The organism is Pseudomonas sp. SG20056, assembly GCF_031764535.1.
In the GTDB taxonomy this organism is placed as follows: Bacteria; Pseudomonadota; Gammaproteobacteria; order Pseudomonadales; family Pseudomonadaceae; genus Aquipseudomonas.
The window spans coordinates 3,266,445-3,287,490 of the sequence record NZ_CP134499.1; the positions used below are offsets into that span (position 1 = coordinate 3,266,445).

At 58.6% G+C, this 21,046-nt stretch carries 24 protein-coding genes and 1 tRNA gene; 2 read left to right on the forward strand and 23 right to left on the reverse strand.

Translation table 11 applies throughout. The annotated features are described in order from the left end of the window. Positions 1-11 precede the first annotated feature (11 nt). The 15 genes from ispG to trmJ all read right to left on the reverse strand — a co-directional run bounded on the left by ispG (position 12) and on the right by trmJ (position 11,806). The gene (gene ispG, locus RHP75_RS15535) at positions 12-1,121 is read right to left on the reverse strand and encodes a flavodoxin-dependent (E)-4-hydroxy-3-methylbut-2-enyl-diphosphate synthase (RefSeq protein WP_311088982.1); all 1,110 of its coding nucleotides are present in this window, start codon (positions 1,119-1,121) and stop codon (positions 12-14) included. A gap of 1 nt (position 1,122) precedes the next feature. Beyond that, positions 1,123-2,130, reverse strand: coding sequence for a helix-turn-helix domain-containing protein (locus RHP75_RS15540; protein ID WP_311088983.1), 1,008 nt, complete (start codon positions 2,128-2,130; stop codon positions 1,123-1,125). Beyond that, a complete protein-coding gene (gene pilW, locus RHP75_RS15545) occupies positions 2,130-2,888 on the reverse strand; it encodes a type IV pilus biogenesis/stability protein PilW (RefSeq protein WP_311088984.1) in 759 nt (252 codons plus the stop codon). Before pilW ends, RHP75_RS15540 begins: the two co-directional genes overlap by 1 nt. 13 nt (positions 2,889-2,901) lie before the next feature. Further along, the gene (gene rlmN, locus RHP75_RS15550) at positions 2,902-4,050 is read right to left on the reverse strand and encodes a 23S rRNA (adenine(2503)-C(2))-methyltransferase RlmN (RefSeq protein ID WP_167142081.1); all 1,149 of its coding nucleotides are present in this window, start codon (positions 4,048-4,050) and stop codon (positions 2,902-2,904) included. A 23-nt stretch (positions 4,051-4,073) separates the two neighbouring features. Continuing rightward, positions 4,074-4,505 carry a nucleoside-diphosphate kinase gene (gene ndk / locus RHP75_RS15555; protein WP_311088985.1) on the reverse strand — a complete coding sequence of 144 codons (432 nt, stop codon included), beginning with the start codon at positions 4,503-4,505 and terminating at the stop codon, positions 4,074-4,076. 94 nt (positions 4,506-4,599) lie between these two features. Continuing rightward, entirely contained in the window at positions 4,600-4,800 is a 201-nt protein-coding gene (gene iscX / locus RHP75_RS15560) for a Fe-S cluster assembly protein IscX (RefSeq protein WP_311088986.1), read from the reverse strand. Between the two features lie 14 nt (positions 4,801-4,814). Further along, a complete protein-coding gene (fdx, locus tag RHP75_RS15565) occupies positions 4,815-5,156 on the reverse strand; it encodes an ISC system 2Fe-2S type ferredoxin (protein ID WP_311088987.1) in 342 nt (113 codons plus the stop codon). A gap of 2 nt (positions 5,157-5,158) precedes the next feature. Further along, on the reverse strand, positions 5,159-7,024 hold the full coding sequence (hscA, locus tag RHP75_RS15570; RefSeq protein WP_311088988.1) for a Fe-S protein assembly chaperone HscA: 1,866 nt from the start codon (positions 7,022-7,024) through the stop codon (positions 5,159-5,161). Between the two features lie 49 nt (positions 7,025-7,073). Next, positions 7,074-7,595, reverse strand: a complete 522-nt coding sequence (gene hscB, locus RHP75_RS15575; protein ID WP_311088989.1) for a co-chaperone HscB — start codon at positions 7,593-7,595, stop codon at positions 7,074-7,076. Positions 7,596-7,602: 7 nt separating this feature from the next. Next, positions 7,603-7,926 (reverse strand): iron-sulfur cluster assembly protein IscA, encoded by a 324-nt coding sequence (gene iscA / locus RHP75_RS15580; RefSeq protein ID WP_090248639.1) that lies wholly within the window; start codon positions 7,924-7,926, stop codon positions 7,603-7,605. A 12-nt stretch (positions 7,927-7,938) separates the two neighbouring features. Next, the gene (gene iscU / locus RHP75_RS15585) at positions 7,939-8,325 is read right to left on the reverse strand and encodes a Fe-S cluster assembly scaffold IscU (protein ID WP_040261926.1); all 387 of its coding nucleotides are present in this window, start codon (positions 8,323-8,325) and stop codon (positions 7,939-7,941) included. Positions 8,326-8,372: 47 nt separating this feature from the next. Further along, a complete protein-coding gene (locus tag RHP75_RS15590; protein WP_311088990.1) occupies positions 8,373-9,587 on the reverse strand; it encodes an IscS subfamily cysteine desulfurase in 1,215 nt (404 codons plus the stop codon). 48 nt (positions 9,588-9,635) lie between these two features. Then, positions 9,636-10,127: a Fe-S cluster assembly transcriptional regulator IscR gene (gene iscR, locus RHP75_RS15595; protein WP_311088991.1), complete on the reverse strand. Its 492-nt coding sequence runs from the start codon at positions 10,125-10,127 to the stop codon at positions 9,636-9,638. Positions 10,128-10,266: 139 nt separating this feature from the next. Further along, positions 10,267-11,043: a serine O-acetyltransferase gene (gene cysE / locus RHP75_RS15600; protein ID WP_269380303.1), complete on the reverse strand. Its 777-nt coding sequence runs from the start codon at positions 11,041-11,043 to the stop codon at positions 10,267-10,269. After that, positions 11,036-11,806 (reverse strand): tRNA (cytosine(32)/uridine(32)-2'-O)-methyltransferase TrmJ, encoded by a 771-nt coding sequence (trmJ, locus tag RHP75_RS15605; protein WP_311088992.1) that lies wholly within the window; start codon positions 11,804-11,806, stop codon positions 11,036-11,038. Before trmJ ends, cysE begins: the two co-directional genes overlap by 8 nt. Positions 11,807-11,950: 144 nt before the next feature. Here trmJ and suhB point away from each other — a divergent pair, with 144 nt between their 5' ends. Continuing rightward, entirely contained in the window at positions 11,951-12,766 is an 816-nt protein-coding gene (gene suhB / locus RHP75_RS15610; RefSeq protein WP_090375523.1) for an inositol-phosphate phosphatase, read from the forward strand. 61 nt (positions 12,767-12,827) lie between these two features. Here the strand turns inward: suhB and RHP75_RS15615 are convergent, their stop codons facing one another. The 6 genes from RHP75_RS15615 to queA form a co-directional block, all read right to left on the reverse strand. Continuing rightward, on the reverse strand, positions 12,828-13,364 hold the full coding sequence (locus RHP75_RS15615) for a glycine zipper 2TM domain-containing protein (RefSeq protein WP_311088993.1): 537 nt from the start codon (positions 13,362-13,364) through the stop codon (positions 12,828-12,830). A gap of 126 nt (positions 13,365-13,490) precedes the next feature. Further along, on the reverse strand, positions 13,491-14,396 hold the full coding sequence (gene secF, locus RHP75_RS15620; RefSeq protein WP_311088994.1) for a protein translocase subunit SecF: 906 nt from the start codon (positions 14,394-14,396) through the stop codon (positions 13,491-13,493). A 9-nt stretch (positions 14,397-14,405) separates the two neighbouring features. After that, positions 14,406-16,274, reverse strand: coding sequence for a protein translocase subunit SecD (gene secD, locus RHP75_RS15625; protein WP_311088995.1), 1,869 nt, complete (start codon positions 16,272-16,274; stop codon positions 14,406-14,408). 62 nt (positions 16,275-16,336) lie between these two features. Next, positions 16,337-16,672: a preprotein translocase subunit YajC gene (yajC, locus tag RHP75_RS15630; protein ID WP_090248652.1), complete on the reverse strand. Its 336-nt coding sequence runs from the start codon at positions 16,670-16,672 to the stop codon at positions 16,337-16,339. Positions 16,673-16,710: 38 nt separating this feature from the next. Next, a complete protein-coding gene (tgt, locus tag RHP75_RS15635) occupies positions 16,711-17,826 on the reverse strand; it encodes a tRNA guanosine(34) transglycosylase Tgt (RefSeq protein WP_269380361.1) in 1,116 nt (371 codons plus the stop codon). A 14-nt stretch (positions 17,827-17,840) separates the two neighbouring features. Then, complete coding sequence (gene queA, locus RHP75_RS15640; protein WP_311088996.1) at positions 17,841-18,890, reverse strand: tRNA preQ1(34) S-adenosylmethionine ribosyltransferase-isomerase QueA; 1,050 nt, start codon at positions 18,888-18,890, stop codon at positions 17,841-17,843. 113 nt (positions 18,891-19,003) lie between these two features. Here queA and RHP75_RS15645 point away from each other — a divergent pair. Beyond that, positions 19,004-19,088 (forward strand) — tRNA-Leu (locus RHP75_RS15645). A gap of 171 nt (positions 19,089-19,259) precedes the next feature. Here RHP75_RS15645 and umuC read toward each other — a convergent pair. Both umuC and RHP75_RS15655 read right to left on the reverse strand, forming a co-directional pair. Beyond that, entirely contained in the window at positions 19,260-20,555 is a 1,296-nt protein-coding gene (gene umuC, locus RHP75_RS15650) for a translesion error-prone DNA polymerase V subunit UmuC (protein ID WP_409079662.1), read from the reverse strand. Further along, on the reverse strand, positions 20,527-20,964 hold the full coding sequence (locus RHP75_RS15655) for a translesion error-prone DNA polymerase V autoproteolytic subunit (protein ID WP_311088997.1): 438 nt from the start codon (positions 20,962-20,964) through the stop codon (positions 20,527-20,529). The genes umuC and RHP75_RS15655 overlap by 29 nt, the downstream gene beginning before the upstream one ends. Positions 20,965-21,046: the final 82 nt, after the last annotated feature.

The following is a 21,046-nucleotide window of genomic DNA, read 5'->3' on the forward strand; positions in this document are numbered from 1 at the left end:
CCTTAACGGTGTTAGCTGCGCGCAATCAGAGCGGCGTCAGCAGCGACCTTGTCAGCCGCTTTCTGGCGGATCAGTTTTTCCAACTCATCGACCAGGTTGTCATTGCCCAGCTTGAGCGCCGGTTTACCATCGATATAGATCAGGTTGGGCGAACCGCCGGTCAGCCCAATATGGGCCTCCTTGGCTTCGCCAGGGCCGTTTACCACACATCCGATCACTGCAACATCCAGCGGCACCAACAGGTCTTCGACGCGCTGCTCCAGCTCGTTCATGGTTTTCACCACATCGAAGTTCTGCCGCGAGCAGCTCGGACAGGCGATAAAGTTGATACCACGCGAACGCAGGCGCAGGGATTTGAGGATATCGAAACCGACCTTGATCTCTTCCACCGGGTCAGCAGCAAGGGAAATACGAATGGTGTCGCCAATGCCCTCAGCCAGCAGCATGCCCAGCCCCACCGCCGACTTCACGGTACCCGAACGCAGGCCACCCGCCTCGGTAATGCCTAGGTGCAGTGGCTGTTCGATCTGCTTGGCCAGCAGACGATAGGCTTCGACGGCCATAAACACGTCGGAGGCTTTTACGCTGACTTTGAAGTCCGGGAAGTTCAGACGATCCAGATGCTCAACGTGACGTAGCGCGGATTCGACTAGCGCCGCCGGGGTCGGCTCGCCATATTTCTTCTGCAAATCCTTTTCCAGCGAACCGGCATTGACCCCGATGCGGATGGGAATGCCCTTATCGCGCGCGGCCTCAACCACTGCACGCACGCGGTCTTCACGACCGATATTGCCTGGATTGATACGTAGGCAGTCGACGCCAAGCTCGGCTACGCGCAAGGCGATCTGGTAGTCGAAATGAATATCGGCAACCAGCGGCACACGCACCTGCTGCTTGATTCGGCCAAAGGCTTCGGCTGCATCCATATCCGGCACCGATACACGCACGATATCTGCGCCTGCATCTTCGAGGCGACGAATCTGCGCCACGGTGGCGGCCACATCATTGGTGTCGCTGTTGGTCATGCTCTGCACGGCGATGGGGGCGTCACCACCCACCGGCACGGAGCCAACCCAGATTTTGCGTGAAATACGGCGCTTGATCGGTGATTCGCAATGCATGTTACTGCCCACCCAACTTCAGACGTGCGGTCTCACCGGAAATAAAAGGCGCAACATCGACTGGATTGCCATTCAGGCTGACCTGCACGCCACGGGCATACCCCAGACGCAGCTCCAACGGAGCCTTACCGGCCAATTGCAGTTTATCGCCCTTACGCTTGAGAGCGCTGAACAACACCTTGCCATTGGCATCGGTCAGTTGCGTCCAGCAATCGGCAGTGAAATTGAGGCTGACAACAGCCTCGCCTGCGGCAGCTTGTACCGGCGCGCTCTCAGCTGGTGTAGCAGGCACGGCCTCGGTAACAGCAGGCTCGGCGTTGACCGGCACAGCAGGCGCAGCCGGCACGCTGGCAGTTTCGCCAACCGCTGATGGCTGCTCAGATTGCGGGGCTACGGTTGTGACCTCGCTAACGGCAGCATTTGGAACTGCAGCAGCCCCCTCAGGCAGCAGCGGCAACTCGGCTTCCGCATCCAGTTGTGCAGCTTCCACCGCCTGATCTTCCGGTTCATCCAGCGGATGAATCTGCGTAGTGCCGTCAGCCCCGTCCACTTCGACGTGCTCAAGACTGGTTGAAGCCAGGTCTTCGGCACGGCGCTCGGCCTGTTCCTGCCACCAGAAAAAGCTCAAGCCGGCCAGGGCCAGCAACAGAACAAAACTGACCATGCGCAAAATGCGCTGCGAGTAGCTCACAGGCTCCTCGATACGCCCCAGGCTGTGCACGCTGCTGCCGGCGGCATCGCTGCCAGTAAACTGATCAAACTCCAGTACCAGACGGTTCTGATCAACGTCCAGCAACTTGGCGTAAGCCCGTACATAGCCTCGGGCAAAGGTGTGCCCCGGCAGCTTGTCGAAAGCACCTTGCTCAACCTGACTCAAACGCTGCGGAGTCAGATTCAACTGCGCAGCAACCTCGGCAATGGTCCAACCGCGGCTCTCACGAGCCTTGCGCAAAGTCTCACCCGGATTGATGCGGGGAACTGCTAGCACTTCTGGATGCGCCGCTTTCATCATTGCTCCGACAGGTATTGCTGATATTCCGGCGTGCCCGGATAAAGTCGCTTCAACTGCAAACCAAGGCTCGCGGCATTGTCGCGCTCCTCGAAGATCTTCGCCAAACGTACCCCCAGGAGCAGGCTGCGGGCATCTGGCTGGGCCAGCGCCATATAGCTTTCGTAATAGCCGCGCGCGGGAACGTATTGCTTGTCCTCATAGGACAGTTGTGCCATTTCGATCAAGGCGCGAGGCCGGCGACTATTCAACCGCAGCGAACGCTCAAAGTAGGCCTTAGCCTGCTCACGTTGCTTGAGTTGCAGCGAGGTCAAACCAAGGTTTTCAAACACCCGTGAACGCTCTGGGTAAAGAGTGTCCCCAGCAGCCTGGGTATAGCGCTCGAGCGCTTCCGGATAACGCTGCTGTTCAAACAGAAAACTGCCGTAGTTATTCAACAAACGAGCATCATCACTGCGTTGCGATAGCGCCTTACGATAGTGATCGTCAGCCAGTTTGGGTTCCATTTCGATCTGGAACACCAAGGCCAAAGCCGCGTGTGCATCAGCGTTTGAAGAGTCGAGTTCCAGAGCTTTTTTCAGCGGTATCTTGGCGCGCTCGGTTTCGCCTTGCTGCAGATAGCCAATACCCAGCTGAACATAAGCATCGCGTGCCTCGTCGCGACCTTTATCGGTTTTCATCGGATCAACATTACCGGTTGTAACGCAACCGGCTAACAGACTGGCGGCCAACAGCAATAAAGCGGGACGCAAGGTCATGGGTATCCTCCCCTCAGGTTCGATTGGCGGCGGAACTTGGCGTTTCGGCCTCGCTACTCAATTCACGCACAGCAATATAGCGCTCACTACGACGGGTGCGGTCCATAACCTGACCGACCAACTGGCCACAGGCCGCATCAATGTCCTCACCACGGGTGGTGCGCACGGTGACATTGTGCCCAGCTTTGTGCAGCAGGTCCTGGAAACGGCGAATGGCATTGTTGCTCGGCCGCTCGTACCCGGAGTGGGGGAAGGGATTAAACGGAATCAGGTTGATCTTGCAAGGCACATCTTTTAGAAGTGCGATCATTTCCTCAGCGTGCTCGGTCTTATCGTTTACATCCTTGAGCAGGGTGTATTCGATTGTAAGCACACGTTTCTCGCCCAGGCGCGAGACATAACGTTTGCACGCCGCCAGCAGCATTTCCAGCGGGTACTTCTTGTTGATCGGCACCAGCTGATTGCGCAGTGCATCGTTCGGTGCATGCAGTGACAGCGCTAGGGACACATCAATCACTTCGCCGAGCTTATCGATCATCGGCACCACGCCCGAGGTAGACAGCGTCACCTTGCGCTTGGAAATGCCATAGCCGAGGTCGTCCATCATGATTTTCATGGCGGCGACGACGTTGTCGAAGTTCAGTAGCGGCTCGCCCATACCCATCATCACTACGTTGGTGATGGCACGGTCGATCTTCGCCGGCACGCTGCCGAACGACTTGTTGGCGATCCAAACCTGGCCGATCACTTCGGCAGCACTCAGATCACTGTTGAAGCCTTGCTTGCCAGTCGAGCAGAAACTGCAATCCAGCGCGCAGCCGGCCTGCGACGAGACACACAAGGTGCCACGCGTACCCTGGGGGATATACACGGTTTCTACACAACTGCCTGACGCCACCCGCACTACCCACTTGCGTGTGCCATCAGTGGAAATATCTTCGCTGACCACTTCCGGGCCGCGGATCTCAGCACAGGCCTTGAGCTTTTCGCGCAAGACCTTGCTGACGTTACTCATGGCATCGAAATCATCGATACCAAAGTGGTGAATCCATTTCATCATCTGCCCGGCACGGAAACGCTTTTCCCCGATGCTTTCGAAGAATTGTTCCATCTCTGCCTGGGTCAGACCCAGCAGATTGATTTTACCGGTAGCTTCAGTCATGGCTTCACCCTCACCCGATTCGCTTAGCGAATACGTGCGCAAACTTCGGTGGCAGCGAAGAAGTAAGCGATTTCGCGGGCAGCGGAGGCTTCCGAGTCGGAACCGTGAACAGCGTTTTCGTCGATGGAAACAGCGAAATCAGCACGGATGGTGCCGGCAGCTGCTTCTTTAGGGTTAGTAGCGCCCATCAGTTCGCGGTTAGCCAGAACAGCGTTTTCGCCTTCAAGAACCTGAACGATAACTGGACCGGAGGTCATGAAAGCAACCAGGTCCTTGAAGAAGCCACGCTCGCTGTGTTCAGCGTAGAAGCCAGCAGCTTCGCGCTCGGACAGTTGAAGCATTTTCGAAGCAACGACGCGCAGGCCGGCCTTTTCGAAACGAGTGGTGATCTCACCAACAACGTTTTTAGCAACGGCATCAGGCTTGATGATGGAGAAAGTGCGTTGAACAGCCATGTGAAACTCCAGAAACAATGATTAAAGCGAAAAATTAAACCCGCGAATTATACGCGGGTTCCGGTTAAATGCGTAGGCCAGGCCAAAAGGCCAGTTAATCCGCCTCGTCGATCCAGGCGGCCTGAACGGCTTCAAGCACCTTCTCGCCGCCGCGCTGCGGGTCGTCACTGAACTCCGGCAACGCCAGAATCCATTTATGCAGATCCACAAAGTTCACGTAGCGAGGGTCTACCTCAGGTTTGGACTCCGCCAGCTGAATGGCGATTTCCAGAACATCAACCCACCTCAGACTCATAACAACTCCTTGAATCAGTGCGGCGCTTCGGCAGCGTGGTTGAGCGAGTACTTGGGGATTTCCACAGTCAGATCTTCATCGCCCACAATAGCCTGACAGGACAGCCGCGACTGCGCCTCCAGCCCCCACGCCTTGTCCAGCATGTCTTCTTCCAGCTCATCGGCCTCGGTCAGCGAGCCAAAGCCTTCACGAATAATGCAGTGGCAAGTGGTGCAGGCGCAGACACCGCCACAGGCGCTTTCAATTTCGATATGGTGTTCATGCGCCACTTCGAGCACAGACGTACCTGGCGCAACCTCGACCACCAGCCCTTCCGGACACAGCACCGCGTGGGGCAGAAAAATGATCTGCGGCATGCTTATTCCTCAATCTCATCAAGACTACGGCCGGCCAGCGCAGCCTTGACCGTGGCATCCAGGCGACGCGCGGCAAAAGCGTCAGTCACCTGGGTCAAACGCTTGGTTTGCTGCTCAATCGCCAAGCCATCCGTGCCGGCCATCAAATCGCGTAATTGCTCGATCTGCGCATCGATGGCCATACGCTCATCGGCATCCAACAGACGCTCACCATCGGCTAGCAACGCCGCCTCGACCGCCTCCAGCAGACGCTGGGCGTCGACCTGCTGCTCACGCAGCACGCGGGCAACTTTGTCGTCGCCAGCATTTTTGAAGGAGTCCTGCAGCATGCGGGCGATTTCGCCGTCGGTCAGCCCATAGGACGGTTTGACCTGGATACTCGCTTCGACCCCCGAAGCCAGCTCACGCGCAGCGACGCTAAGCAGACCATCTGCATCGACCTGAAAGGTCACACGAATCTTCGCCGCTCCGGCGACCATTGGCGGAATACCGCGCAACTCAAAGCGCGCCAACGAACGGCAATCACTGATCAGCTCGCGCTCACCCTGCAACACATGAATCATCATGGCCGTCTGGCCATCTTTATAAGTGGTGAAGTCCTGAGCGCGAGCGACCGGGATGGTGGTGTTGCGCGGAATCACCTTCTCCATCAGTCCGCCCATGGTTTCCAAGCCGAGCGACAGCGGAATCACATCCAACAGCAACAACTCTTCGCCATCGCCGCGTTTGTTGCCGGCCAGGGCATCAGCTTGGATAGCGGCACCAATGGCCACCACCTGATCGGGGTCGATGTCGGTCAGCGGCTCACGAGCAAACAACTCGGCGACCGCCTGGCGCACACGCGGCACCCGGGTGGAGCCACCAACCATAACCACGGCCTCAACCTCTTCCAGCTCAATACCGGCATCACGCACCGCACGGCGACAAGCCTTGAGGCTGCGCGCCAGCATGGGTTCGATCAGCACATCGAACTGCTCACGGCTCAACTGGCCCGTCCAGCCGGCATAGCTGAGGCTTGCCGAAGCGCTGTCGGTCAGCGTCTCTTTAGCAGCACAGGCCGCCTCCAGCAAAAGACGCTGCTGCGCCGGATCGAGATCAGAAGAAATCCCAGCCTGCTGCACAATCCAACCCGCAATTGCATGATCGAAGTCATCGCCACCCAGGGCACTGTCACCGCCGGTTGCGAGCACTTCAAAAACACCGCCAGTCAGACGCAGCACGGAAATATCAAAGGTGCCACCACCCAGATCATAAATGGCGACCACCCCCTCGGCATGCTGATCCAGACCATAGGCCACGGCGGCGGCAGTCGGCTCATTGAGCAGGCGTAGCACATTCAATCCAGCCAGACGCGCAGCATCCTTGGTCGCCTGACGCTGCGAATCATCAAAATAAGCCGGCACGGTGATCACCGCCCCCACCAACTCGCCACCGAGAGTGGCTTCAGCGCGCTGACGCAGTACCTTAAGAATATCGGCAGAGACTTCAACCGGGCTTTTCGGCCCCTGCACGGTCTCGATAAACGGCATATGCGATTCGCCACCGACAAAGCGATACGGCAGCTGCTCACCGAGCTGCTTGACGTCCGCCAGGCCACGCCCCATTAGACGCTTGACCGACAGCACGGTATTCAATGGATCGCCCGACGCTGCAGCCTTGGCGACTTCGCCCACTTCAACCCGGTCAGCGTGATAGCGAACGGCGGACGGCAGAATAACCTGCCCGCCAGCATCGGCCAGCGGCTCGGAAAGGCCGCTACGCACAGCAGCGACCAGCGAATTGGTGGTACCTAGATCAATCCCCACCGCCAGTCGACGCTGGTGTGGCTGGGGGCTTTGTCCGGGCTCAGCGATCTGCAGTAAGGCCATGATTAATCAGTGCTTAGATGTCAGGCGCGCCGCAACAGGCGCCCCAGCGTTAATCGTCGAGGCGCTCTTCCAGCTGGCGAACCTCGTGAGAAAGCTTGTCGAGAAACTGCATGCGACGCATCAGGCGCTCGGCCTCTTCGCGACGCGAAGCGTCATCCCAACAAACGGCAAAACTTTCGTTGAGCTCGTCCTGAGCCACTTTCAGACGTCGCTTGAACTGCGCCACACCGCCCAGGTCGGCACTGTCATGCAGATCTTCCAGCTCTTCGCGCAGCTGCATCTGCTGCAACAGGAAATCCGGATCCTGCACCGTCACCTCAAGCGGCAGCTCGGGGCCACGCAGCGCTAACAAGTAACGGGCACGCTGAGGCGCACTCTTGAGCGTGCTGTAGGCCTCGTTGAGGCTGGCAGACTGCTCAAGGGCCAGGCGCTGCTCGCGCTCGGAGGCATCGGCAAAGCGATCCGGATGAACATGCCGTGCCAGCTCGCGATAACGAGCGGCCAGCAATTCAGGATCCAGGCGAAAGCCCGGCTGCAGATCAAACAAAGCAAAGTGACAAGGACTGCCCACACGCGCCTCAGATATTGAAGCTTTCGCCGCAGCCACATTCGCCGCGCACGTTCGGGTTGTTGAACTTGAAGCCTTCGTTCAACCCTTCTTTGACGAAGTCGAGCTCGGTGCCATCGAGGTAGACCAGGCTCTTGGGATCGATGATCACCTTGACACCATGGTTCTCGAACACCTGATCTTCGCTGGCGGCCTCATCGACAAACTCCAGCACATAGGCCAAGCCGGAACAGCCCGTAGTGCGCACACCCAGGCGAATACCTTCGCCCTTGCCGCGCCCCTCAAGAGAGCGACGCACGTGCTGAGCGGCAGCTTCGGTCATGCTGATAGCCATCGAAAAACCTCCTTAAAGCAAGCCTTTCTTCTGCTTGTAATCGCGCACAGCGGCCTTAATGGCGTCTTCGGCGAGTACCGAGCAGTGAATTTTCACCGGCGGCAGAGCCAATTCCTCGGCCAGCTGGGTGTTCTTGATGGTTTCGGCCTCGTCCAGAGTCTTACCCTTCATCCACTCAGTGGCGAGGGAGCTGGAGGCGATTGCCGAACCGCAGCCATAGGTCTTGAACTTGGCGTCTTCAATCACGCCCTGCTCGTTGACCTTGATCTGCAGGCGCATCACGTCGCCGCAAGCCGGCGCACCGACCATGCCGGTGCCGACGTCAGGGTCTTCCGCGTCCATCTTGCCGACGTTGCGCGGGTTTTCGTAATGGTCAATGACCTTTTCACTGTAAGCCATGCTGGTATTCCTTCCTCATCAGAGAGTCGCTCTTGCTCGGCGACTACTTAGTGCGCCGCCCACTCGATCTTGGAGATGTCGACACCGTCTTTGTACATATCCCACAGCGGCGACAATTCGCGCAGCTTGGTGACCGCCTCACAAACCTTCTGCGCGGCGTAATCGACCTCTTCATCAGTGGTGAAGCGACCGAAGGTAAAACGGATGGAGCTGTGTGCCAGCTCGTCATTGCGGCCCAGGGCGCGCAATACATAGGACGGTTCAAGAGAAGCCGAGGTGCAGGCCGAACCGGACGAAACCGCCAGATCCTTGAGCGCCATGATCAGCGACTCACCCTCAACGTAGTTGAAGCTGAGGTTGAGGTTGTGCGGTACACGGGCGCTCATGCTGCCATTGACGTACAGCTCTTCCAGACCATCGACCTGCTTGAAGAAGCGATCACGCAGGGCCAGGATGCGCTGGTTTTCCTGGGTCATTTCTTCCTTGGCAATACGGAACGCTTCGCCCATACCGACGCACTGGTGAGTCGCCAGGGTGCCGGAACGCATACCGCGCTCGTGGCCACCACCATGGGTCTGAGCTTCCAGGCGCACGCGAGGCTTGCGACGCACGAACAATGCACCAACGCCTTTTGGGCCATAGGTTTTATGCGCCGAGAAGGACATCAGGTCGACCTTGAGCGACTCCAGATCGATCGCCACCTTGCCGGTGGACTGCGCCGCATCAACATGCAGGAACACGCCGCGCGAACGGGTCAGCTCGCCGATTGCCGCGATGTCGTTGATGGTGCCGATTTCATTATTCACGTGCATGACCGACACCAAGATGGTGTCTTCACGCAGCGCCACTTCAATCATGGCCGGGGTAATCAGACCATCTTCACCTGGCTCGATGTAAGTCACCTCGAAGCCTTCGCGCTCAAGCTGGCGCATGGTATCGAGCACGGCTTTGTGCTCGATCTTCGAGGTAATCAGGTGCTTGCCCTTGCTCTTGTAGAAATCGGCAATGCCTTTGATTGCCAAATTGTTGGACTCGGTCGCACCGGAGGTCCAAACAATCTCACGCGGATCGGCATTGACCAGCTCAGCCACTTGGCGGCGAGCATTTTCCACAGCCTCTTCAGCCTTCCAGCCAAACACATGAGAGCGCGATGCCGGGTTGCCGAAGTTACCGTCGACCAGCAGGCATTCGCTCATTTTTTGCGCAACACGCGGATCAACCGGCGTGGTGGCGGAATAATCGAGGTAAATCGGCAACTTCATCAACTTTCTCCTAATCAGGTATCAGGCCAGCTAGCCAGCGCTTTGCGCTCAATCGACGGCGGACGTTTCGATCTTATCCAGGTACGGCGTCCTGCCATTGCAGCGGCGCTGATCTTGGCGCTGGGCAACTTCCTGCACTTCACGACGGATCACCAAGTCAGCGAGACTGATGCCGCTAAGAAATTCGTGTATCTGCTGGCTGAGGTCACACCACAAATGGTGGGTCAGACAGGTATCACCCGCATGGCAATCGCCCTGCCCCTGGCAGCGCGTGGCATCGACCGATTCGTTGACCGCATCGATCACCTCAGCCACCTGAATACCCTGCATATCGCGCGACAACTGGTAACCGCCGCCAGGCCCACGCACACTGGAAACCAGATTGCCACGACGCAACTTGGCAAATAGCTGCTCCAGATAGGAAAGGGAAATACCCTGCCGCTCGGAGATATCAGCCAAAGACACCGGCCCACGCTGAGCGTGCAACGCCAGATCAAGCATGGCGGTGACGGCGTAACGGCCTTTGGTGGTTAATCGCATAAGGGTTTACCGCGTGGTCGCAATATGCCGCGAGTATGCAATTCCCGAGCATTTAAGTCAACTATAAGACCTAGCGCTTTAGTCGGGATTAGCCCGAATGGAGGGTGCGAAGCATAGCAAAATGCGCGCACCCACACCATCAAGCCGCAGGCTTGTCTGCGTCTTTGACCACGCCAGCAAAGTCCTCGTCACGCAGTTGCGGCAAATCCTTGGCGCAGTAGTCACTGCCCAAGGATTTGAGCGCGCCGCACATGCCTTCCAGGCGCCCATCCACCGCGTGCAGGTGATCAAGCAGCTGACCAATGGCACGCGCCACCGGATCAGGCATATCCTGACTCACGCCATAAGCATCGAAACCAAGCTTCTCGGCAATCGCCTGACGTTTGGCCTCCTGCTCATCATCAGTCTTGACGATGATTCGCCCAGGGATGCCGACCGCCGTGGCACCCGCCGGCACCTCTTTAGTCACCACAGCATTGGAGCCAATCTTCGCGCCCGCGCCGACCGTGAACGGCCCCAGCACCTTGGCACCAGCACCAACCACGACGCCATCTTCCAGCGTCGGATGACGCTTACCTTTGTTCCAACTGGTGCCGCCAAGGGTCACCCCTTGATAAAGGGTGACGTCATTGCCGATTTCGGCGGTCTCACCGATGACAATGCCCATGCCGTGATCGATAAAGAAGCGTCGACCGATCTTCGCGCCAGGATGGATTTCGATGCCAGTCATCCAGCGGCCGAAGTTCGACACCACGCGCGCCAGCCACTTCCAGCCACTCCCCCACAATGCATGCGCCACGCGATGCAACCAGACTGCATGCAACCCCGGATAGCAAGTGACCACCTCAAAGGCATTACGCGCCGCCGGGTCGCGATGAAATACGCTCTGGATATCCTCTTGCATGCGCTCAAACATCTGCCTTCTCCTGCCTAGGGTGCTCGCCACGCGCCGCCTTGATGGTTTCCGTCAAGATACCGCGCAAGATATTCATTTCCAGCCTGCTCACTGCGCTACGCCCGTACAAGCGACGCAGGCGACTCATCAGATGCCGCGGCTTGGCAGGATCAAGAAACCTGATCTCAACCAGCGCCTGTTCAAGGTGACGATAAAACGATTCCAGCTCATCCGCAGCAACCGGCTCTTCATCCGGATCGACGACCGCAGACTGCTTGACCGGCTGCCCCTCAGTTGCCAACCAGGCCATACGCACTTCGTAAGCCAGCACCTGCACCGCTGCCGCCAGATTCAATGAACTGAACGCCGGATCGGAGGGAATGTGTACATGATAGTGACAACGCTGCAGCTCCTCATTGGTCAGACCGGCATACTCGCGACCAAACACCAAGGCAACCTGCGCACTTTGTTGGGCCTGCTCGCACGCCGCCACACCACACTCACGTGGCTCGAGCATCGGCCAGGGAATATGCCGATCCCGTGCACTGGTACCCATTACCAGACGACAGCCGACAAGCGCCTCCTCTAGCGTGGCCACCACCTGCGCCGCATCGAGAATATCAGTAGCACCAGAGGCCCTGGCCACCGCGTCTTCGCTCGGAAAATCCCGCGGATCAACCAGCACCAACTGCGACAACCCCATGTTTTTCATGGCCCGCGCCGCGCCACCGATATTGCCCGGATGACTGGTACCGACCAACACAACGCGAATATTTTCCAGCAACGCAAACGCTCACAGACAAGGCTTAGAGAGGCAAATCTTACAGAAGCCACCCGCCTTGCGCCACGCAAGGCGCAGGTTGCACTTCAACCGCCGGGCTTTTCTGCTAGAATGGCCGGCTTTCTTTAACGACCCAGGTGAACATCCATGCAGCCCATGCTGAATATCGCGCTGCGCGCAGCCCGTAGCGCCGGCGAAATGATCTTCCGCTCGACCGAACGCTTGGACGTCATCTCGGTCGACGAGAAAGAAGCCAAGGACTACGTAACTGAAATTGATCGCTCCGCCGAGCAGCTGATCATTCAGGCACTGCGCAAAGCTTTCCCGAACCACGGCATCCTCGGCGAGGAAAGCGGCCTGAGCGAAGGCAGTGGCGACGGAGCCGACTACCTGTGGATCATCGATCCACTGGATGGCACTACCAACTTCATCCGCGGCATCCCGCATTACGCCGTCAGCATCGCCTGCAAATACCGCGGCCGCCTTGAGCACGCTGTAATCATCGACCCGGTGCGCCAGGAAGAATTTACCGCCAGCCGTGGCCGTGGCGCCGCGCTCAACGGCCGCCGCCTGCGCGTTGGCAATCGCAAGAGCCTGGAAGGCGCCCTCCTTGGCACTGGCTTCCCGTTCCGCGATAGCCAGATGGAGAACCTGGAAAACTACATCGGCATGTTCCGCAGCCTGGTCGGCCAGACCGCCGGCGTACGTCGCGCAGGCGCAGCGAGCCTGGATCTGGCCTATGTAGCAGCCGGTCGCTTCGATGCTTTCTGGGAATTCGGCCTGTCCGAGTGGGACATGGCTGCCGGCGCACTGCTGATTCAGGAAGCAGGCGGCCTGGTCAGCGACTTCAGTGGCGGCCACGACTTCCTGGAAAAGGGCCAGATCGTTGCCGGCAACACCAAGTGCTTCAAAGCCGTACTGACGGCCATTCAGCCGCACTTGTCAGCCTCCCTGAAGCGCTGATCAAGCCGCAATAAAAAAGCGCCCCACGGGGCGCTTTTTTGTATCCGCTGAAATCTTTCGATCAGTTGGACTGATCGACCAATACCAGCTGGCCGTCCTTGACCGGGATCTGCCGACCCGGATCACTGGCCATGCGCACCTGACTCACCTTGCCATCCAGCTCATATTTGACGTCGTAGCCCACCAGCTTCTCACTGGTGTCAGTTACCGTGCTGCAACGGGTTTCGGTAGTGGTATAGGTGTCACGACTCTGCAGGTGCTCTTGTGCCTTGTTGCCGGCATAACCGCCGCCAACCGCACCAGCGACTGTTGCCAATTTCTTGCCGTTGCCGCCACCCACCTGGTTACCCAGCAAACCACCCACCACCGCACCAATTGCGGTACCCGCTATCTGGTGCTGATCCTTGACCGGCGCCTGACGGGTGACTGCCACATCCTTGCAGACCTCACGCGGGGTCTTGATGGTTTCCTTGATCGGCTTGACTGCGAGCACTTCGGCATATTCCGGCGCACTGACGATGCTGTAAGTGGCCACCGCCCCGCCTGCCGTCACACCCACCGCACCCAGTACCGCGCCCACCAACATCGACTTATTCATACATGCCTCCTTGAACCCGTTGCTTGGTGCTTAACGCACCTTACTCCCAGCCTTGGAGCATAAAAAAACCGGGCAAGTTCAACACCGGCCCGGTTCATTCAGCTATTTGCGATAAGACGCACAGATTCAGGGGCGCTCATCGACCTCTTCTTCCACCACTGGCGGAATCAGATCGTCGACCGTCAGATCGAGCCACACCAACACCACGTTGGCGATATAGATCGACGAGTAGGTGCCCGCGCTCACACCAACAAACAATGCCACCGAGAAGGCGAACAGATTGTCACCAGCAAATATCAGCAAAGCGGCAATCGCCAGCAAAGTGGAGATCGAGGTCGCCATAGTGCGCAGCAGGGTTTGAGTGGTAGAGATGTTGATGTTCTCGATCAACGTCGCCTTGCGTAGCACGCGGAAATTTTCGCGCACCCGATCGAATACCACGATGGTGTCGTTCAGCGAGTAACCAATGATCGCCAGCAACGCTGCCATCACTGTCAGATCGAAAGTGATCTGGAAGAACGAGAGGATACCGAGGGTGACAATCACGTCATGGATCAGCGAGACAATCGCCCCCACACCGAATTTCCATTGGAAACGGAAGGCCAGGTAAAGCATGACCCCGCCCAGCGCCAGCAGCAGACCAAGCCCACCCTGATCGCGCAGTTCTTCACCCACCTGTGGGCCGACGAATTCGACCTTTTTCACCTCAAGCTGCTCGCCCGCCTGACGCAGCGCAGCAGCCACTTTATTACCCAGCTCGGGATCATCACCCTGCATGCGCACCACCACATCGGTAGTCGCACCAAAGCTCTGCACCACGGCGTCGGCATAGCCGGCACCGGCCAACTGCTCACGGATATTGCCGAGATCAGCCGGCTGCTCATAGCTCAGCTCGATCTGCGTACCGCCAGTAAAATCCAGCCCCAGGTTCAACCCTTTGGTAAACAGGCTAGCCAGTGCCAGCAGCGTCAGCACCAGGGTGAAGGCAAACGCAATATTGCGTACCCCCATGAAGTTGATCGTACGATTCATCACAGCCCCTTAAATCCACAACTTCTTGAAGTCACGCCCGCCGCAAGTCAGGTTGACCATGCAGCGCGTTACCAGAATGGCGGTAAACATCGAGGTGAGAATACCCAGCGACAGAGTCACGGCGAAGCCCTTGACCGGCCCAGTACCCATGGCAAACAGGATGCCGCCGACCAGCAGAGTGGTCAGGTTGGCGTCAACAATCGCCGAGTAGGCTCGATCAAAACCCTCATGGATGGCCCGCTGAATCGACATGCCATTGGCAATCTCTTCACGAATACGCGAGAAGATCAGCACGTTGGCGTCCACCGCCATACCCATGGTCAACACGATGCCGGCGATACCTGGCAGGGTCAGTGTGGCACTGAGCAACGACATCAGCGCCAGCAGCAGCACCATGTTCAGGCCCAGAGCAACGGTCGCCAGCACACCAAAGAAGCGGTAGATGGCGATAATAAACAGCGAAACAAACAGCATCGCCCAGAGCGACGCACTGATGCCCTTGGCAATGTTGTCCGCACCCAAGCTTGGGCCGATGGTGCGCTCTTCGGCGAAATACATCGGCGCAGCCAGACCACCGGCGCGCAGCAGCAGAGCCAGCTCGGACGACTCACCCTGACCATCTAGGCCGGTGATGCGGAACTGGCTACCCAGCGGCGACTGAATGGTGGCCAGGCTGATGATCTTCTTCTCTTCGATGAAGGTCTGCAGCTCGACTTCCTTCTCGACGCCATCAACCACCTGGCGCACGTAGCGGGTTACCGGCTTCTGCTCGATAAAGATCACCGCCATGCTGCGACCAACGTTGTTGCGGGTCGCGCGGTTCATCAGGTCACCACCGCGGCCGTCCAGACGGATATTGACCTGCGGACTGCCATTCTCATCGAAACTGGCCTGAGCATCGGTGACCTGGTCACCGGTGATGATCAGATCACGCTCCAGCTGCGCTGGCGGACGACCTTCCTGACGGAACTCGAAGCTCTCGGTGGCCGCCTTGGCAGCATCCGGCTCAGCGGCCAGACGGAACTCCAGGTTGGCGGTCTTGCCGAGAATACGCTTGGCTTCGGCGGTGTCCTGCACGCCTGGCAGCTCAACCACGATACGGTTGGCACCCTGACGCTGCACCAGCGGCTCGGCCACACCCAGCTCATTGACCCGGTTACGCACGGTGGTCAAGTTCTGCTTGATCGAGTATTCGCGAATCTCAACCAGCTTGGCCTGAGTCAGCGCCAGACGCAGCACCTGCTGCTCACTGCGCTGCACGGTGGTCATATCAAAATCGGTAAAGTCTTTGCGAATCAGCTGCTGAGCCTTCTCCAGCGTTGCTTCATCGGCAAAACCCAGCTGAATCGCGCCATTGAGCTCAGGCAGGCTGCGATAACGCACACGCTCTTTGCGCAGCAAGCTCTTGACCTCGCCCTCGTAAACCTTGCGGCGCGCATCCAGGGCCTTGTCCATGTCCACTTCCATCAGGAAGTGCACACCACCAGACAAGTCCAGACCAAGCTTCATCGGGCTGCCGCCCAGGTTACGCAGCCAGTCTGGCGTGGTTTGCGCCAAGTTGAGGGCCACTACGAACTCATCGCTCAAGGCCTTGCGCACCAGCTCTTTGGCCGGTAGCTGATCTTCAGCATTGTTCAAACGCAGCAAGCCGGCACGACCCTGATTGGCCAGGCTGGTGGCTTTTACGCTGATACCGGCCGTTTCCAGCGCACGACTGGCGCGGTCCAGATCGGCCTGCTCGACGCGCATGGCGGAGCTGTTGCCACTGATCTGGATCGCCGGATCGTCCGGGTACAGATTGGGCGCGGAATAAAGGAAGCCGATTGCCAGCACAGCCAGAATCAGCAGGTACTTCCAGAGGGGAAATTTGTTGAGCATGACGCCGCCCGTTATGACGCGGGGCGCATTAAGCGCCCCGTCGAATGGTAAAGGTGTGTTGCTTAGATCGCTTTCAGCGTGCCTTTAGGCAGCGAGGCGGCAATCGCCACTTTTTGAATCTTCAGCTCGACGGTGTCGGACACTTCGATTACCACGAAGTCATCGGAAACCTTCGACACCTTGCCAGCGATACCACCGCTGGTTACCACTTCATCACCTTTCTGCAGGCCGCTGATCAGACCTTTGTGCTCTTTGGCACGCTTGGCCTGTGGGCGCCAGATCATCAGATAGAAGATGACCAGAAAGCCGACCAGAAACACCCATTCAAAGCCACTACCAGCAGGACCGGCAGCCGGTGCGGCGCCTTCAGCGAAAGCAGCGGGGATAAAAAAGCTCATGTAACACTCCTGTTGCAAGGGTCTTTAAACGGTTGGGATCAATCCAGAGGCGGCGTTGGCAGCCCGCGCTTGGCATAGAAGGCATCGACAAAGGCGGCCAATGTACCCTGTTGAATAGCCTCACGCAAACCAGCCATAAGCACCTGATAATGCCGTAAGTTGTGGATTGTATTGAGCATGCTACCCAGCATTTCGCCGCATTTATCCAGATGATGCAGATAGGCGCGGGAGAAATGTTTGCAGGTGTAACAATCGCAGGTCGGATCCAGCGGCGACTCATCATGCTTATGAAAGGCATTGCGGATTTTCAGCACGCCGGTGTCGACAAACAGGTGGCCGTTGCGCGCGTTGCGGGTCGGCATTACGCAGTCGAACATATCCACGCCACGGCGCACACCTTCAACCAGATCCTCCGGCTTGCCGACGCCCATCAGGTAGCGCGGCTTATCGGCCGGCAACTGCGGCGGCAGGTAATCCAGTACCTTGATCATTTCCTCTTTCGGCTCGCCGACCGACAGGCCGCCGATGGCGTAACCGTCAAAGCCGATCTGCTCCAGCCCATCCAGCGAAACCTTGCGCAACTCCTCGTACATGCCGCCCTGAACGATACCGAACAGCGCCGCCGTGCTCTCGCCATGGGCCTCTTTCGAGCGCTTGGCCCAGCGCAGCGACAGCTCCATCGAGCGCTTGGCCACATCAAACTCAGCCGGATACGGCGTGCACTCGTCGAAAATCATCACGATGTCGGAGCCAAGATCGCGCTGCACCTGCATCGACTCTTCCGGCCCCATAAACACCTTGGCGCCATCCACCGGCGAGGCAAAGTACACGCCCTCCTCCTTGATCTTGCGCATGGCGCCCAGGCTGAATACCTGGAAGCCGCCGGAGTCGGTAAGGATAGGCCCCTGCCATTGCATAAAATCATGCAAATCGCCGTGCTTCTTGATCACCTCAGTGCCGGGGCGCAGCCACAGGTGGAAGGTGTTGCCGAGGATGATCTGCGCGCCAATCGCCTCGATATCACGCGGCAGCATGCCCTTGACCGTGCCATAGGTGCCCACCGGCATAAACGCCGGGGTTTCTACCACACCACGGGGGAAGGTCAACCGACCACGGCGCGCCTTGCCCTCGGTCGCCAACAATTCGAAAGACATGCGGCACGTGCGCGTCATAACTGTTCCTCTGGCCCGCGCGGCGCGGGATTGCGGGTGATGAACATGGCATCACCGTAACTGAAAAAACGATATTCACCGGCAATCGCCGCCTGATAGGCCGCCATGGTTTCCGGGTAACCGGCAAACGCCGACACCAGCATCAGCAGGGTCGATTCCGGCAAATGGAAGTTGGTCACCAGCGCGTCGACCACATGCAGCGGCCGGCCGGGGTAGATAAAGATATCGGTGTCGCCACTGAACGCCTTGAGCACACCATCACGCGCGGCGCTTTCCAGCGAACGCACGCTGGTGGTGCCGACAGCAATCACCCGACCGCCACGCGCACGACAAGCGGCCACGGCATCGACCACATCCTGGCTGACCTCTAGCCATTCGCTGTGCATGTGGTGATCTTCAATGCGCTCAACCCGCACCGGCTGGAAAGTACCCGCTCCGACGTGCAGGGTGACGAAGGCCTGCTCAACACCTTTTTCAGCAATCGCCGCGAGCAGCTGCTGATCAAAATGCAGCCCGGCGGTCGGCGCCGCGACGGCACCGGCACGGTCGGCATACACCGTCTGATAACGCTCACGATCCGCCTGCTCATCCGGCCGATCAATGTAGGGCGGTAACGGCATATGGCCGACCCGCTCCAGCAGCGGCAGCACTTCTTCAGCAAAGCGCAGCTCGAATAGCGCGTCATGGCGAGCAACCATCTCGGCCTCGCCACCACCGTCAATCAGAATGCTCGAACCCGGCTTCGGCGACTTGCTCGAACGCACGTGAGCCAGAACGCGGTGAGCGTCCAGCACGCGCTCAACCAGAATTTCCAGCTTACCGCCCGACGCCTTCTGGCCGAACAGCCGCGCCGGAATAACTCGGGTATTGTTGAACACCATCAGATCGCCGGGACGCAGGTAGTCCAGCAGATCACTGAACTGTTTATGTGCCAGATCGCCCGTCGGCCCATCGAGCACCAGCAAACGGCTGGCACGGCGTTCGGCAAGGGGATGGCGGGCAATCAGAGCGTCAGGCAGCTCGAAATTGAAGTCGGCAACACGCATGGTCGGAAGGGGGTCGTCTAGCAGGGCGGCAAAGCTTACCGGAAATCGTGCATGCTGACCACGCAAGTGCATTGACCAACCCCAACACCATCCCTATACTGCGCCGCCATTGTGCCCCGGTGGCGGAACCGGTAGACGCGGCGGATTCAAAATCCGTTTTCGAAAGAAGTGGGAGTTCGAGTCTCCCCCGGGGCACCATAGAATTTACTGAAGGCCTTGATTATCAAGGCCTTTTTTTATGCCTGGCGTAATCTTGGCGTAATGACTTTGAAGCACGCAGAGTCGCGCCGGCAAATCGCAGGCACAAAAAAACGCCCGGCGCCGAGGGGAAATCCCCACAGCACCGGGCCTAATTTTTCTGTAGCGCCCCTACCCCGCCTTCACCCGCCACAGCTGGTCCCACCTGGTGGTATAGCTTGGGCTCAACATCTCGCGCTTCATCCCCCAGGCCGGCGCCAACGGCACCCCAGCGGGCCTCAGTGTGCCGCGCCCCCACTTGGCGTTGACCTCATCGAGCACGTCCATCACCTGCTCAGCCACCACGGGCTGAGTCGCTGCAAACATATCGTCGGTGAACTCACCGCGCTGGCGTAGATCCAGCAGCAGGATCTCGGCCTTGGCGTAGGCGAAGCCAGGCCTGAACAGATGATCAAGCCCGGCCACAGCCGCGCGAGTGATCAGCCGGGTGTCGTCGGTCGGGTACGGCAGCTCGCAGACAATGCCCTTCGCATACTTCACCTCATCAGGATTGAACATGCCGGTGCGGATGCTCACGCGCACCCGCTTCGCGAGGGAGTGCTGCGCCCTCAGCTTTTCGCAGGCCCTGGCGGCGTAGGTGGCGACCGCCTGACGGATAGGCTCAATCTCATGCTGACGCTCACCGAATGCCCGACTGCAGCAGATCTCCTGCTTGGCCGGCGCCAACTCCTCCAGCTCCAGGCAGGGCGTGCCGCGCAACTCGCGCACGGTCTTCTCGATCACCACGCTGAATTTTTCGCGCAGGGTCCACGGGTCTGCCTGCGATAGATCCCAAGCCGTTTTGATTTTCATGCCCTGCAGGTGCGCATCCATACGACTGCCAACGCCCCACACATCCCTTAAGGGCGTGATCTTCAGCAGCTTGTCGCGGCGCTCTGGGTCGCGAATATCAACCACCCCGCCTGTCTGGCGCTGCCACTTCTTCGCCGCATGGTTCGCCAGCTTGGCCAGCGTCTTGGTGCTGGCAATACCAACCCCGGTAGGAATGCCAGTGCACTGCAGCACCTGGGCGCGGATCTCCCGGCCGAGCGCTTCCATTGAACCCTGCATGCCAGTTAGATCGGCAAAGGCCTCATCGATGCTGTACACCTCAAGCGCCGGCACAATGCCTTCAATCACGCTCATAACGCGCTCACTGATGTCGCCATACAGGGCGTAGTTGCTGGAGAACACCACAATGCCAAGCCGGCGAACGTCCCTCTTAATCTTGTGCCAGGGCGCGCCCATCTCTACGTGGGCCTTGGCTTCGGCTGAGCGGGCAATCACGCAGCCGTCATTGTTGCTCAGCACCACAATCGGGGTTCGCCGCAGGTCCGGCCGGAACACCCGCTCGCAGCTGGCGTAGAAGCTGTTGCAGTCGATCAGCGCGATGGTTGGCTCATGCATGGCAGGGTTGAAAGTGGACATTGGCTTTCACCACGCCCCAGGCCACCAGCTCATCGCCTTCCATGATGTAGCGCGGCGGGTACTTGGGGTTCTCTGACCGCAGCACGTACTGCTCATCCTGCTGGGTTAGCCGCTTCACGAAAGTTTCACCGTTCAAGTCAGCTACGACGATCCGTCCTATCTTCTTCGTGATGGCCCTGCTCACTATCAGGATGTCCTCATCGAATATGCCGACACCGGTCATGCTGTCGCCGGTCACACGCACCAGGTACGTGTGCGGCGCGTCGATATCCAGCAGCTCATCCAGGGACAGCTTTTGCTCCATGTGATCAAGCGCCGGGCTGGGGAAGCCAGCAGGAATGCGGGACGAATAAAAAGACAGCTCCGTGGTCGAGATACCAATGGGGCCAAGGATGATTGCGTTACCCATGCGTTGTTGCCTAAATTAAATACTGTATATGAATACAGTATTCGCCATTAAAGCAGCGGTCAAACGAGAGCGACGGGAGGAT

Bases quoted from the DNA above. Each gene is read 5' to 3' on its own strand.
- ispG (WP_311088982.1), bottom strand. From the start codon at position 1,121: ATGCATTGCGAATCACCGATCAAGCGCCGTATTTCACGCAAAATCTGG.
- RHP75_RS15540 (WP_311088983.1), bottom strand. From the start codon at position 2,130: ATGAAAGCGGCGCATCCAGAAGTGCTAGCAGTTCCCCGCATCAATCCG.
- pilW (WP_311088984.1), bottom strand. From the start codon at position 2,888: ATGACCTTGCGTCCCGCTTTATTGCTGTTGGCCGCCAGTCTGTTAGCC.
- rlmN (WP_167142081.1), bottom strand. From the start codon at position 4,050: ATGACTGAAGCTACCGGTAAAATCAATCTGCTGGGTCTGACCCAGGCA.
- ndk (WP_311088985.1), bottom strand. From the start codon at position 4,505: ATGGCTGTTCAACGCACTTTCTCCATCATCAAGCCTGATGCCGTTGCT.
- iscX (WP_311088986.1), bottom strand. From the start codon at position 4,800: ATGAGTCTGAGGTGGGTTGATGTTCTGGAAATCGCCATTCAGCTGGCG.
- fdx (WP_311088987.1), bottom strand. From the start codon at position 5,156: ATGCCGCAGATCATTTTTCTGCCCCACGCGGTGCTGTGTCCGGAAGGG.
- hscA (WP_311088988.1), bottom strand. From the start codon at position 7,024: ATGGCCTTACTGCAGATCGCTGAGCCCGGACAAAGCCCCCAGCCACAC.
- iscA (WP_090248639.1), bottom strand. From the start codon at position 7,926: ATGGCTATCAGCATGACCGAAGCTGCCGCTCAGCACGTGCGTCGCTCT.
- iscU (WP_040261926.1), bottom strand. From the start codon at position 8,325: ATGGCTTACAGTGAAAAGGTCATTGACCATTACGAAAACCCGCGCAAC.
- RHP75_RS15590 (WP_311088990.1), bottom strand. From the start codon at position 9,587: ATGAAGTTGCCGATTTACCTCGATTATTCCGCCACCACGCCGGTTGAT.
- iscR (WP_311088991.1), bottom strand. From the start codon at position 10,127: ATGCGATTAACCACCAAAGGCCGTTACGCCGTCACCGCCATGCTTGAT.
- cysE (WP_269380303.1), bottom strand. From the start codon at position 11,043: ATGTTTGAGCGCATGCAAGAGGATATCCAGAGCGTATTTCATCGCGAC.
- suhB (WP_090375523.1), top strand. From the start codon at position 11,951: ATGCAGCCCATGCTGAATATCGCGCTGCGCGCAGCCCGTAGCGCCGGC.
- RHP75_RS15615 (WP_311088993.1), bottom strand. From the start codon at position 13,364: ATGAATAAGTCGATGTTGGTGGGCGCGGTACTGGGTGCGGTGGGTGTG.
- secF (WP_311088994.1), bottom strand. From the start codon at position 14,396: ATGAATCGTACGATCAACTTCATGGGGGTACGCAATATTGCGTTTGCC.
- secD (WP_311088995.1), bottom strand. From the start codon at position 16,274: ATGCTCAACAAATTTCCCCTCTGGAAGTACCTGCTGATTCTGGCTGTG.
- yajC (WP_090248652.1), bottom strand. From the start codon at position 16,672: ATGAGCTTTTTTATCCCCGCTGCTTTCGCTGAAGGCGCCGCACCGGCT.
- tgt (WP_269380361.1), bottom strand. From the start codon at position 17,826: ATGTCTTTCGAATTGTTGGCGACCGAGGGCAAGGCGCGCCGTGGTCGG.
- queA (WP_311088996.1), bottom strand. From the start codon at position 18,890: ATGCGTGTTGCCGACTTCAATTTCGAGCTGCCTGACGCTCTGATTGCC.
- umuC (WP_409079662.1), bottom strand. From the start codon at position 20,555: ATGTCCACTTTCAACCCTGCCATGCATGAGCCAACCATCGCGCTGATC.
- RHP75_RS15655 (WP_311088997.1), bottom strand. From the start codon at position 20,964: ATGGGTAACGCAATCATCCTTGGCCCCATTGGTATCTCGACCACGGAG.